The organism is Streptomyces sp. NPDC086147, assembly GCF_040702165.1.
Lineage (GTDB): Bacteria > Actinomycetota > Actinomycetes > Streptomycetales > Streptomycetaceae > Streptomyces.
This window is the reverse complement of record NZ_JBFBJO010000009.1, coordinates 171,796-183,998: the sequence shown is the minus strand read 5'-3', so window position 1 is coordinate 183,998 and position 12,203 is coordinate 171,796. Positions and strand designations below refer to the sequence as shown.

General features: G+C 72.9%; 12 protein-coding genes. 6 read left to right on the top strand and 6 right to left on the bottom strand.

Features of this window, described 5'->3' with window-relative positions; translation table 11 throughout:
• Window positions 1–22: 22 nt before the first annotated feature.
• On the bottom strand, window positions 23–1,198 hold the full coding sequence (locus tag AB0398_RS21215) for a low temperature requirement protein A (protein WP_366377138.1): 1,176 nt from the start codon (window positions 1,196–1,198) through the stop codon (window positions 23–25).
• 475 nt (window positions 1,199–1,673) lie between these two features.
• Here AB0398_RS21215 and AB0398_RS21210 point away from each other — a divergent pair, with 475 nt between their 5' ends.
• The 6 genes from AB0398_RS21210 (at window position 1,674) to AB0398_RS21185 (ending at window position 7,154) form a co-directional block, all read left to right on the top strand.
• Window positions 1,674–2,699: an MFS transporter gene (locus AB0398_RS21210; RefSeq protein WP_366377247.1), complete on the top strand. Its 1,026-nt coding sequence runs from the start codon at window positions 1,674–1,676 to the stop codon at window positions 2,697–2,699.
• A 40-nt stretch (window positions 2,700–2,739) separates the two neighbouring features.
• The gene (locus AB0398_RS21205) at window positions 2,740–5,076 is read left to right on the top strand and encodes a molybdopterin oxidoreductase family protein (protein ID WP_366377137.1); all 2,337 of its coding nucleotides are present in this window, start codon (window positions 2,740–2,742) and stop codon (window positions 5,074–5,076) included.
• A 7-nt stretch (window positions 5,077–5,083) separates the two neighbouring features.
• The gene (locus tag AB0398_RS21200; RefSeq protein WP_366377136.1) at window positions 5,084–5,683 is read left to right on the top strand and encodes a 4Fe-4S dicluster domain-containing protein; all 600 of its coding nucleotides are present in this window, start codon (window positions 5,084–5,086) and stop codon (window positions 5,681–5,683) included.
• The gene (locus AB0398_RS21195; RefSeq protein ID WP_366377135.1) at window positions 5,680–6,435 is read left to right on the top strand and encodes a Rieske (2Fe-2S) protein; all 756 of its coding nucleotides are present in this window, start codon (window positions 5,680–5,682) and stop codon (window positions 6,433–6,435) included. Before AB0398_RS21200 ends, AB0398_RS21195 begins: the two co-directional genes overlap by 4 nt.
• Entirely contained in the window at window positions 6,432–6,836 is a 405-nt protein-coding gene (locus AB0398_RS21190; RefSeq protein ID WP_366377134.1) for a hypothetical protein, read from the top strand. Before AB0398_RS21195 ends, AB0398_RS21190 begins: the two co-directional genes overlap by 4 nt.
• Before the next feature lie 96 nt (window positions 6,837–6,932).
• A complete protein-coding gene (locus AB0398_RS21185) occupies window positions 6,933–7,154 on the top strand; it encodes a hypothetical protein (RefSeq protein WP_366377133.1) in 222 nt (73 codons plus the stop codon).
• A gap of 19 nt (window positions 7,155–7,173) precedes the next feature.
• Here AB0398_RS21185 and mscL read toward each other — a convergent pair whose 3' ends face one another.
• The 5 genes from mscL to AB0398_RS21160 all read right to left on the bottom strand — a co-directional run bounded on the left by mscL (window position 7,174) and on the right by AB0398_RS21160 (window position 12,190).
• Window positions 7,174–7,746, bottom strand: a complete 573-nt coding sequence (mscL, locus tag AB0398_RS21180) for a large conductance mechanosensitive channel protein MscL (RefSeq protein WP_366377132.1) — start codon at window positions 7,744–7,746, stop codon at window positions 7,174–7,176.
• 72 nt (window positions 7,747–7,818) lie between these two features.
• Complete coding sequence (locus tag AB0398_RS21175) at window positions 7,819–8,394, bottom strand: hypothetical protein (protein ID WP_366377131.1); 576 nt, start codon at window positions 8,392–8,394, stop codon at window positions 7,819–7,821.
• 262 nt (window positions 8,395–8,656) lie between these two features.
• A complete protein-coding gene (locus AB0398_RS21170; protein WP_366377130.1) occupies window positions 8,657–8,998 on the bottom strand; it encodes an FmdB family zinc ribbon protein in 342 nt (113 codons plus the stop codon).
• A 68-nt stretch (window positions 8,999–9,066) separates the two neighbouring features.
• Window positions 9,067–10,344: an MFS transporter gene (locus AB0398_RS21165; protein WP_366377246.1), complete on the bottom strand. Its 1,278-nt coding sequence runs from the start codon at window positions 10,342–10,344 to the stop codon at window positions 9,067–9,069.
• A 319-nt stretch (window positions 10,345–10,663) separates the two neighbouring features.
• Window positions 10,664–12,190 carry a potassium/proton antiporter gene (locus AB0398_RS21160; protein WP_366377129.1) on the bottom strand — a complete coding sequence of 509 codons (1,527 nt, stop codon included), beginning with the start codon at window positions 12,188–12,190 and terminating at the stop codon, window positions 10,664–10,666.
• Window positions 12,191–12,203: the final 13 nt, after the last annotated feature.

The following is a 12,203-nucleotide window of genomic DNA, read 5'->3' as shown; positions in this document are numbered from 1 at the left end:
TACCACGGGCCCCGCCCGGTGTTCAGGCCCCGGAGCCCCGCGTCGCCGGGTTCCGGGCGCTCAGGGTCACCCCGGTCGCGACGGCCGCCGCCGCGACGAGACCGGCCGCCAGGACGGCCCAGCGGCCCGCGAAGGAGCACATCAGGATCGCGAGCGCCGCGACCGGCAGGACGAGCTGCTGGGCGGTGCCGACCTTGAAGTAGCGGGCGTGCAGCAGCCACACCAGGAGCAGGAAGAGGGCCGACGGGATCGTCACGGCGGCCGAGGCGGAGAGCGTGGAGATGTGGGCCTCGCCCACGGCCTGCTCGACGGCGATCTCCAGGCCCGCCCCGATGGCGGCGGCCGACATGAGGATCAGGTAGTGCCCGTATCCCCACAGGAAGGCCTGGCGGCTGGAGGTCAGCCGGTCGTGGGCGGGCACCACGAAGTAGACCCACCAGGCGGCGAAGACGAGCAGCAGGCCGCCGGCGGCGATCGGCAGCAGCTCGTCCAGGGCGTCGTTCTCGACGATGCCGGACTTCACGGCGACGGTCGCGGCGGCGACGGTCTCGCCCAGCACGATAAGGGTGAACAGGCCGTACCGCTCGGCGATGTGGTGGGCGTGCCAGGTGCTGGTCCCGGCCCGCTCCGCGTACAGGGGCACGGCCAGTTCGGCCAGCGCCATGACGAGGAAGACCCACGGGCGCGCGGGCTCGGGCGCGAGGAGCAGCCCGAGCCAGCCGACCTGGCAGAGCAGCACCCCGCCCGCGTACCGGTGGCACATCGTCCGCTCGGCCGGGTCGGTCGCGTGGCGCGCGGCGCGCATCCACTGGAAGACGAGGGCGAGCCGCATCACGAGGTAGCCGAGGTAGACGACGAGGAAGTCGTGCTCCTCGAAGGCCCGCGAGACGCCGGCGGCGAGGATCAGGACGCCGGCGATCTGCACGAGGGTGACGACCCGGTAGAGGACGTCGTCGTTGTCGTACGCGGAGGCGAACCAGGAGAAGTTCATCCAGGCCCACCAGATCGCGAAGAAGACCATCGCGTAGTTCGCGATGCCCGAGCCCGCGTGCCCCTCGGCGACCGCGTGCACGAGCTCGGCACCGGCCTGGGCGACGGCGACGACGAAGCACAGGTCGAAGAAGAGCTCCAGGGGCGTGGCGGACCGGTGGGCCTCCTCGCGCGAGCGGGCCGTGAGGGGAAGGAGAGGTCTGGTCATATGCCCAGCACACCAGGGACCGGCCCTTTCCGGCCAGATGCCACGCGTGTCGCCGCCCCGCCCCGCCCCACCCCCTGCCCCGTTCCACCCGCCCCGTCCCGCTTCACCCCCCTGCCCTGTTCCCCCCACCCTGCTCCACCCGCCCCGCCCTGCTGCCCCGTTCCCTCCGCCCCGCCCTGCTGCCCCGCTCCACCGCCCCGCCCCGTCCCGCGCGACGCGCCGCCGTTCCCGACCCCCGGTCAGATCGCCGGAGGACACCCGGGCTTCCGGCCCCGCGCCCTGAACGCCGTCCGAGCGACGTCCGCACCACGCCGCCCCCGCAAAAGGCGCGAAACGTACCATTCGGCCTTACCGTGGCCGCGTGACCGAGCCACCGCAGACCGCCGAGCCGACCCCTCCGCCGGGCGGGCCCGCCCCCGTGTCCGGCGCCACCGACCCGGCCGCGGCCGGCCCCCCGCCGCAGAGCCCCGCCGCCGTGCGCCGCCGCGCCTCCCTGGTCGGCGCGGTCGTCTCCGCCCTGCTGATCGTCGCGATCGTCCTCGGCAGCCGCCTGCTCCGCGACTTCGACTCGGCCCTCCTGCCCTACGCCGTCGCCACCGTCTTCCTCGCCTTCGGCGTCGCCTACCGCTACACCGTCTGGATCTCCGCCCCCGGCGCCCGCCGCCTCTTCCGCAAGGGCTGGGGCTCCTTCTTCTCCGTCGCGAACTTCCGCAGCGCCCCCACCGCCCTGCCCAGGATGATCGCCACCTACCTCGGCTTCCAGAAGTTCCTCGGCGCCCGCTCCCACGCCCGCTGGGCCGCCCACCAGCTCATCTTCTGGGGCTGCCTGCTCGCCGCCGCGATCACCTTCCCGCTCACCTGGGGCTGGTTCACCTTCACCTCCTCCACCAGCTCGGGACCCGGCTACGAGATGCGGATCTGGGGCTTCAAGATCCTCGGCTTCGACTCCCTGAACATCGTCGGCTGGCTCATGTTCCACGGCCTCGACATCGCCGCCGTCCTCGTCATCCCCGGCGCCGCCTACTTCCTCTGGCGCCGCATGAAGGACCGGGGAGCCATCACCGGCCAGCGCTTCGCCTACGACCTGGTGCCCCTGCTCGCCCTGATCGTCATCTCCGTGACCGGGCTGCTGCTGACCTTCTCGTCGATCTTCCTGCACGGCGGCGGCTACCAGTTCCTCGCCGTCCTCCACATGGTGTCCGTGGTCTTCACCCTGATCTACATCCCCTTCGGGAAGTTCTTCCACATCGTGCAGCGGCCCGCCGCCGTCGGCATGCAGCTCTTCAAGTACACCTCCCGCCGCACGGACGAGGGGGGTGAGGTCTTCGCCTGCCGCCGCTGCGGACAGCCCATCGACACCGCGCCGTACGTGGAGAACCTCCGGGGCACCATGCGCGACCTCGACCTCGGCTTCGAGGAGTGGGCCGAGTACTGCCCCCGCTGCAAGCGCGTCCTGCGCGGCACCGCCTACCTCGACCACGTGAAGAAGGGCTTCAAGTGAGCGCCATCGCCCGCCCCGGCCACCCGAAGAAGGGCTTCGAGTGAGCGCCACCGACCCCGCGGCCGTCCCCGGCACCGTCCCCGGGCGGCCGCTGTCGCTCGACCCCTTCCTCGCCCCGCCCGGCTCCCGGAACTTCCGCGACGCCGGAGGCATCCCCGCCGACCGCTGGCACGCCGACCAGAACGAGGAGACCCTCGTCCCCACCCACTGCTGCTTCTGCGGCGTCCAGTGCGGCATGTACCTGCGGGTCGACCACCACGGCAAGGTCTTCGGCGTCGAACCCCGCAACCACGACATCAACCGGATGCGGCTCTGCCCCAAGGGCATCAACGCCTACCAGCAGGTCAACCACCCCGACCGGCTCACCGCGCCCCTCATGCGCCGCAACCGCGACGAGGAGTTCCGCGAGGTCAGCTGGGAGGAGGCCCTCGACCACACCGTCGCCGAGGTCCGCCGCATCCAGACCGAGTACGGCAACGACGCCTTCGGCCTCCTCGGCGGCGCCAGCCTCTTCTCCGAGAAGACCTACCTCGTCGGCAAGTTCGCCCGGGTCGCCCTCAAGACCAAGCACGTCGACTACAACGGGCGCCTCTGCATGGTCTCCGCCGCCGGCGCCAACAAGCTCGCCTTCGGCATCGACCGCGCCGGCAACCCCTTCTCCGACATCCTCCTCACCGATTGCCTCCTCATCGCCGGCTCCAACGTCGGCGAGTGCTTCCCCGTCATGACCCAGTACGTGTGGGGGGCCCGCGACCGGGGCGCCACCCTGATCGTGATCGACCCCCGCGAGACCGCCATCGCCCGCACCGCCGACGTCCACGTCGCCCTCAAGCCCGGCACCGACTCCGCTTTCTTCAACGCCGTCCTGAACGTCGTCGTCGCCGAGGGCCTCACCGACGAGGCCTACCTCGCCGCCCACACCACCGGCTGGGACGAGGTCAAGCGGACCGTCGCCGAGTACCCGCCGTCCCGCGCCGCGCGGATCTGCGGCGTCCCCGAGGAGCAGATCGTCCAGGTGGCCCGTATGTTCGCCGGCGCCGGCCGGGCCATGGCCTGGCACGCCCGGGGCATCGAACACCACTCCCAGGGCGTCGAGAACTGCCTCACCGTCATCAACCTCTGCGCCGCCACCGGCAACATCGGAAAGCCGGGCGCCGGCTACGGCACCATCACCGGCCAGGGCAACGGCCAGGGCGGCCGTGAACACGGCCAGAAGTCCGACCTCCTGCCCGGCGGCCGCTCCATCACCAACCCCGAGCACCGCCGCCAGATCTGCGAGATCTGGGGCATCGACGAGACCGAACTCCCGCCCGCCGGAACCTCCATGATGGAGATGGTCTGGCAGATGCAGCGCGAGGCGATCCGCGGCCTCATCGGCATCTGCAACAACCCCTTCGTCTCCCTCCCGAACTACGCCACCGTCAAGAACGGCTACGACACCCTCCAGTTCCACGCCCAGTTCGACTTCTTCCTCTCCGAGACCGCCGCCAACGCCCACGTCGTCTTCCCCGTCACCGTCTGGGCCGAGGACGAGGGCGTCATGGCCAACGCCGAGGCCCGCGTCGTCAAGCACAACAAGGCCCAGGAACCCCCCGCCGGCGTCCGCACCGACACCTGGGTCATGTGCGAGCTCGCCCGCCGCCTCGGCGCCGGCGACAAGTTCGACTTCCCCGACTCCCGCTCCGTCTTCGAGGAGCTCCGCGTCGCCTCCGCCGGGACCGTGAACGACTACTACGGCATCACCTACGAGCGCCTGGAGGAGACCGGCGGCATCGCCTGGCCCTGCCCCACCACCGACCACCCCGGCACCCCCCGCCTCTTCGAGGACGGCCGCTCCTACCACCCGGACGGCAAGGTCCACCTCCAGACCGTCGAGTGGCACCCGCCCATGGACCCGTACAGCGAGGAGTTCCCCCTCTCGCTCACCACCGGCCGGACCGTCGCCCACTTCCTCTCCGGCAACCAGACCCGCCGCCTCGCCGGACTCGTCGAGCAGACCCCCCGGCCCTGGGTCGAGGTCCACCCCTCCCACGGCTTCCGCAACGGCGACCCCGTCCGCGTCGTCACCCGCCGCGGCAGCGAGGTCTTCCCCGCCCTCGTCACCGACGCCATCCGCCCCGACACCGTCTTCGTGCCCTACCACTGGCCCGTCCCCACCGCGGCCAACGCCCTCACCATCGACGCCCTCGACCCGCGCTCCAAGATCCCCGAGTACAAGGTGTGCGCCGCCCGCGTCGAGGCCGCCGAACGCATCGACGAGGTCCCCGCCCCACCCACGCCCCCGGGACAACCGGCCTACCCGGAGGCCCAGGTCTCCCGCACCGACCCGCTGCCCCCCACCGCCCCCCAGGGCCGCGGCACCGCCGAGAGGAGCTGACCCGCACATGATGGGCCGCACGATCTTCATCGACCCCGGCCGCTGCATCGGCTGCCAGGCCTGCGTCTCCGCCTGCCGAGAATGCGACTCCCACCGCGGCAAGTCGATGATCCACCTCGACTACACCGACGAGGGCCACTCCGTCGCCTCCCTCCCCACCGTCTGCATGCACTGCGAGGACCCCGTCGCCCCCTGCGCCGAGGTCTGCCCCGCCGACGCGATCCTCGTCACCCCCGACGGCGTCGTGCAGCAGGCCGACACCACCCGCTGCATCGGCTGCGCCAACTGCGTCAACGCCTGCCCCTTCGGTGTGCCCAAGATCGACCTCCAGGCCAAGCTCCAGCTGAAGTGCAACCTCTGCTACGACCGCACCGCCTACGGCCTCGCCCCCATGTGCGCCACCGTCTGCCCCACCGGCGCCCTCTTCTACGGCACCCTCGACGAGCTGCGGGCCGAGCGCCCCGGCGTCCAGGTCGCCGACTCCTTCACCTTCGGCACCACCACGGTCTCCACCGGGGTCGCGATGGTCGTCCCCGCCGACAAGGTCCAGTGGCCGGTCCCCGGCGGGCTGCCCGTCGTGGAGATCAACGGAAGGGACGTCCGTTGAGCGTCACCGACCCCCAGCCGCCCGCCCCGGGCCCCCGCACCGACGCCGCCCAGGACGCGCTCCACGACCGGATCGCCTCCGACTCCCTCACCACCCGCCGCGACTACCTGCGGATCGTCGCCACCGTCTCCGGCGGCCTCGCCGTCGGCGGCGTCGGCGTCGCCTCCGGCATCCTGCACCGGCACGGCGACAGCGAGGGCGCCCCCGAACCGAAGCGGATCGCCGACCGGATCCTGCCCGGCGACTCCCTCGCCTTCCGCTACCCCGGCGACGACGACCGCGCGGTCGCCGTCCGCCTGGAGGACGGCACCCTCGCCGGCTACTCCGCCGTCTGCACCCACCTCGCCTGCGCCGTCCTCTGGCGCAGGGACCGGGGGAGCGAGGGCGAGCTGTACTGCCCCTGCCACGAGGGCGTCTTCGACGCGCGCACGGGAGAGGTCACCGCGGGACCGCCGCCCCGGGGGCTCCCGAAGGTGCTCCTGGTGGAGGAGACCGACGGCAGCGTCTGGGCGGTCGGCACCGCCCGCTCGGGCGAGAGCGCCCGCGAGGGCCTCTGCCGCGAACTCGGCCCGGACCGCCCCGACCTCGCCACCCGCCTGGGCTGCCCGGGAGCCTCCGGAGCCAACGGCTCCCGTACGGGGACGGGCACGGGTGCCGGCGCAGGCACGGGTGCAGGCACAGGCGCAGGCACAGGCGTGGGCGCAGGCACGGGCGCCGGAGCAAGGGCGACGGAGCGGAGCGAGCGCACATGAGCGAGAGCGCCTTCCCCCGCGACCCGGAGGCCCCGGACCCGGCGGAGCCGCCCCGGCCCCCCGCGTACACCCCGGGCAGTGTCCAGCCGCGCCTGAACCGGCCCCTGCACGAGCGCTACCCGCAGATCCGGCCCACCAGCGGTTACGGCGATCCCCGGATCCGGCACACCGGGCCGGGGCCGGGGGCCGGCGTGGAGCAGGAGCCCGAGCGCTCCTCGAAGCTGACCGCCCGCCTCGCCCTGGCGCTCTCGGTCGTCGTCGGCCAGCTCTGGGGCCTGACGATCGTGGTGGACGAGTGGATGTCGGGCGACACCGGCACCGCCTGGTGGGGCGCGGGCTTCCTCGTCCTGTCGTTCCTCGTGGTGCTCGGCCTCTGGCTGCTCGACCCGAAGGACCGCTGACCCCGGGCGGAGCGGGGCCGCGGACGAGGGAGGCGCGGGTCAGGGAGCCGCGGATCCGGGAGGTGCGGAACGGGGCCACAGGCGTACCCTGAAAGGATGAGTACCGCCCCCGCCCACGGCCCGCGAGACACGGAGCGACCCGGCACGCCCGCCCGCCCCGAGGGCGGGCCCAGGCCGGCCATCGTCTTCGACGATCCGCTGGACCGCCAGTCCGCGGACGACACGGACCGCGGGTGGGGCGAGCGGCCTCCTTCCGGCGGCGACAGCGCCGCCGACCTCGCGCGCTTCCTCGACGAGAAGCCGCCGCACCACCTCTGAACCCGGCGTACGGCGCCGGTCAGGAGGTGGGGTGTGTTCCCGTGCCACCACCCGAGCCGGAACCGGGAGCCGAACCGGGGCCCGTTCCCGTGCCCGCCGAGGGGCCGCGCTGGGCGACCAGGTGGTCGCGGATCTCCTTGAGCACCTCCAGCTCGCTGACCTCCAGCGTCTCCTGGACGCCCTCCTTCGCCTTGTCGTGCGCGGCGCGCTTCGCGAGGATCTTCGCCATCGGCAGGACCATCAGGAAGTAGACGACGGCCGCGGTGATCAGGAAGCTCAGCACCGCGCTGAGCACCAGGCCCCATTGGAGCTGGATGCCCTGCACCTCGCCGCCGACCACCTCGCAGGTGCCCTTGATGCAGGACGAGTAGCTCTCCAGGTCCTTCGTGCCGAAGGCGCCCACGATCGGGTTGATGATGCCCTTGACCACCGAGTTCACGATGTTCGTGAACGCGGCGCCGATGACGACCGCCACCGCCAGGTCGATCACATTGCCGCGCATCAGGAAGGCCTTGAAGCCTCCCAGCACGGTTTCCTTCTTCGCCACCGAGGTGCCTTTCGTCTCCGTCACTCGTGCTGAGTGCCGTGCCATTACGCCGTGCTCGGTGCGAGGGCGTCCAATCCGTACACACGGGACGGTTACTCGACGGTGTGTGCGTGCGAATCAGCACATCGTCACCGCCAGCCGGGACGTGACGCCGGCACCCGCCAGCGCCGCGGCCGTCGCCCGGGGTACGGAGAGCACGACGAGCGCCCCCGCGTCCGGGCCGTCCCCGCCGTCCGCCCGCGGGATCCCGGCGACCCGGGCGCCCGTCGCGACCACCCGGGCCCCGCCCTCCCCGCCCGGCGGCGCGTGGGGCGCGGCGATCACGTCGACCCGGTCCCCGGGCCGCAGCAGCCGTACGGTCGCGGCGTCGGCGATCCGCACCGCGGCGGACACCAGGGGGACGGCCGGCGCGGGGCGCGCGGGGGAGGCCGCCGCGGCCTTCGCGTTCCCGGGAGCGGACCTGCCGCCGGAGACCGATCCCGCCACGGCCAGCGCCGCCGCCATCAGCGCCAGGAGCACCACCTGCACCCGCCGCCCCCGGCGCGGCGCCCCGCGCAGCCGCGGCCGGGCACCCCGTACCCGTACGGGCTCGAAGGCCGGCACCGCGCACGGCGCCGGCACGGAGACGGGGGAGACCGGGGCGAGGGAGACGGGGGCGAGGGAGGCGAGGAGCGGGTCGTTCGTGGTCGTCACGGGAGACCGCCTGTCCTGGTGGGAGGGAAGGAAGAAGGGAAGCGGCTCCCACTCTCCCCGTCCCGCCCCCGCCCCGCTCCGGCCTGGGGATCACCCGGCGCCTGTGGACAACTCCCTCACCCTCCCGGGGGACCTCCCGGGAGACCTCCCGAGGAACCCGCCCGAGGGACCCTCCGAGGGCCCCCGAGGGACCCGCCCTCAAGGCTCCGGACACGCCCGAGGGCCCCGTCGCACGCGACGGGGCCCTCGGGGAAGAGCGGGATCAGGCGGCCGGGCTTCCGGTGCTCGACGAGGACGTCGAGGAGGAGGAAGAGGACGACGACGAGGCCGCCGCGGCCGGCTTGGCGTCCGACGTCGAACCCGACGTCGAGGTCGAAGAGGTCGAGGTCTTCGACGAGGACGACGACGGCGAGCTGCTGGACGACGAGCCGCGGCTGTCGTTCCGGTAGAAGCCGGATCCCTTGAAGACGATGCCGACGGCCGAGAACACCTTCTTCAGGCGGCCCTTGCAGCTGGGGCACTCGGTCAGCGCGTCATCGGTGAACTTCTGCACCGCCTCGAGGCCTTCGCCGCACTCGGTGCACTGGTACTGGTAGGTCGGCACTTGACTTCCTCCTGGCACTCACACTCATCGAGTGCTAACGACGATCCATAGTGACGTATTCCGTGGCCTCAGTCCACCGTCACCGGCACGCGGTGACCGATACCACGCGCCGCGACCCGGCTCGCCTCGCGCGGCTTCAGCCGCGACCGCAGCAGCACCAGCGTGGTCAGGGCCAGGGCCGTGCCCGCCAGCGGCACCAGGAATCCGGTGCTCGCGCCGTGGGCGTCGGCGAGGCGGCCGGCGACCGTGACGGCCGCCGCCTGCCCCAGGGCGACGGCGCCGGTGAGCCAGGTGAAGGCCTCCGTGCGGGCCGACGCCGGGATCAGGGTCTCGACGATGGTGTAGCCGGTGATCAGGGCGGGGGCGATGCACAGGCCCACGACCAGGCCCAGGGCGCCGAGGAGCAGCACCGAGTGCACGGACCACAGCAGGGACGCGGCGACGGTGAGGCCCGCGTAGCCCAGGATCAGGCGGCGGAGGGGGCCGGTCTTCCAGGCGACGGCGCCCATGGCGATGCCCGCGAGCATGTTGCCGGCGGCGAAGACCCCGTACAGCAGGCCGTTGGCGCCGGGGTTGCCGATCTCCTCGCTGAAGGCGGTGAGGGAGACCTGCATGCCGCCGAAGACGGAGCCGATGCCGAGGAAGGCGACGATCAGGACGCGGACGCCGGGCACGGAGAGCGCCGAGCGGTGGGGCTCGGCGGCGTGCGAGGCGGCCAGGCCGTGCGCGGGCTGGGTGGCGCGCTGCGCGGCGAAGAACAGGCCGCCGACGAGGGTGAGGGCGGCTTCGGCGATCAGACCGGCGGCCGGGTGGACGCCGGTGCACAGGGCGGTGGCGAGGACCGGGCCGACGACGAAGGTGAACTCGTCCGTGACGGACTCGAAGGCCGCGGCCGTCGGCATCAGCGGGGTGCCGTCGAGCCTGGCCGCCCAGCGGGCCCGGACCATCGGGCCGACCTGCGGCACGGAGGCGCCGGCGGGCACGGCGGCCAGGAACAGCGCCCAGAGCGGGGCGCCGGCCAGGGCGAGGGCCACGAGCAGCGAGACGGACGCGGTGTGGACGAGGACGCCGGGGACCAGGACGGCGCGCTGGCCGAAGCGGTCGGCGAGCTTGCCGCTCTGCGGCGCGAAGAGCGCCATGGAGACGCCGGTGACGGCGGCGACCGCGCCGGCGCTGCCGAAGGAGCCGGTGGTGTGCTGGACGAGCAGGACGATGCCGATGGTCAGCATCGCGAAGGGCTGCCGGGCGGCGAAGCCGGGGAGCAGGAAGGACAGCGCGCCGGGGGTGCGCAGCAGCTGTCCGTAACCGGGCCGCTTGCCCGTGCCGGGCCGCTCGTCCGCGTGGATCTCCTCCGCGTCGACCGTGCCCGTGTTGACCGTGGACGCCACGGTCCTTGCCTTTCCGCCGCCTGGTAGCGCTCCCCGTGCACGGTAGTGCGGGTGTCGCCGAGAGCTGTCCTCATGCGCGGAACTGCGGTAGATACCGGGCCGGCCCCACTGCGGAGGGGCGCCACGGCCGCCATACGGTCGCGCCAGCTCTGCGTCAGGCAGAGTTGGTTCGATCAGGTGTGCCTTCATGGTACAGGGAAGGAGCGTCCTCCCGCCTGGGAAACGCTCCCTCCCCTTCATCGATTCCTGCGAACACGGGGATCGTGTGGTCCACGTCTCAGCCGGCGGGCTTCTTCTGCCCGTGTCCGGCCCGGTGGAAGCGCGTCTCCGTGCCCGGCGGCGGGCCGAGCGCCGTCGAGCCGCCCCCCGTGCCGAGCCAGCCGGCCAGCTTGCCGCCCTGGCCGACGGCCCGCAGGCGCCGCTCCGTGGCGTCCCGCACCGGGTCGGTGGCGACGACCAGGAGCTCGTCGCCGTGCCGCAGGACGGTCGCGGGCGCCGGTACGAAGCTCTTCTCGTCCCGTACGACCAGGGTGACGGCCGCTCCGGCCGGGAGGCGCAGCTCCGCGACCTCCACGCCGTGCATCCGGGAGCCGTCCGGGATGGCGACGGAGAGCAGGTGGCCGCGCAGCCGCTCCAGGGGCGCCGACTCCACGCCGAGGTCGGAGGCGTCCGAGGAGGCCCCGAGCCTGAGCGCCTTCGCCAGCCAGGGCAGCGTCGGACCCTGGATGAGGGTGTAGACGACGACGAGCACGAAGACGATGTTGAAGATCCGCTCGCTGCCCTCGACCTGCGCCACCATCGGGATGGTGGCGAGGATGATGGGCACGGCTCCGCGCAGGCCGGCCCAGGACATGAGGGCCTGCTCCTGCCAGGGGATCCGGAACGGCAGCAGGCTGACCAGGACCTCCAGGGGCCGCGCCACCATCGTCAGGACCAGGCCGATGACGACGGCGGGCCAGAAGTCGTTGACCAGGTCGTGCGGGGTGACGAGCAGACCGAGCAGGACGAACATGCCGATCTGCGCGATCCAGCCGAGCCCCTCGGCGAAGCCGCGGTTCGCGGGCGCGTGCGGCAGCTTGGCGTTGCCGAGGACCATCGACGCCAGGTAGACGGCGAGGAAGCCGGAGCCGTGGGCCAGGGCGCCGGCGGCGTACGCGACGACGGCGATGGCCATGACGGCGATCGGGTAGAGGCCGGAGGCGGGCAGGGCGACGTGCCGCAGTCCGAAGGAGCCGAGGAAGCCGGCCGCGATGCCGACGGCCGCGCCGATGGCGAGTTCCAGGGCGATCTCGCCGAGGAGCACGTACCAGTGGTCGATCGGTCCGGCGGTGGAGAAGGCGACGACGAGGATGACGACGGGGGCGTCGTTGAAGCCGGACTCGGCCTCCAGGGTGCCGGTGACCCGTGAGGGGAGGGGCACCTTGCGCAGCACGGAGAAGACCGCGGCGGCGTCGGTGGAGGAGACGACGGCGCCGATGATCAGGGCCTGCCGCCATTCCAGGCCGACGAGGTAGTGGGCGCCGGCGGCGGTGACGCCGACGCTGACCGCGACGCCGACGGTGGAGAGGACGGCCGCGGCCGGCAGGGCCGGCCTGACCTCCTTCCACTTCGTGCCGAGGCCGCCCTCGGCGAGGATCACGACGAGGGCCGCGTAGCCGATGACCTGCGTGAGCTCGGCGTTGTCGAAGGCGATGTTGCCGATGCCGTCCTGACCGATGGCGACGCCGATCCCCAGGTACAGCAGAAGGCTGGGGAGGCCGCTCCGGGACGAGATCCGCACGGCCGCCACGGCGATCAGCAGCACGAGCGAGCTGACG

Coding starts and splice junctions, on each gene's coding strand:
- mscL (WP_366377132.1), bottom strand. CDS start 7,746: ATGGCACGGCACTCAGCACGAGTGACGGAGACGAAAGGCACCTCGGTG.
- AB0398_RS21215 (WP_366377138.1), bottom strand. CDS start 1,198: ATGACCAGACCTCTCCTTCCCCTCACGGCCCGCTCGCGCGAGGAGGCC.
- AB0398_RS21200 (WP_366377136.1), top strand. CDS start 5,084: ATGATGGGCCGCACGATCTTCATCGACCCCGGCCGCTGCATCGGCTGC.
- AB0398_RS21190 (WP_366377134.1), top strand. CDS start 6,432: ATGAGCGAGAGCGCCTTCCCCCGCGACCCGGAGGCCCCGGACCCGGCG.
- AB0398_RS21185 (WP_366377133.1), top strand. CDS start 6,933: ATGAGTACCGCCCCCGCCCACGGCCCGCGAGACACGGAGCGACCCGGC.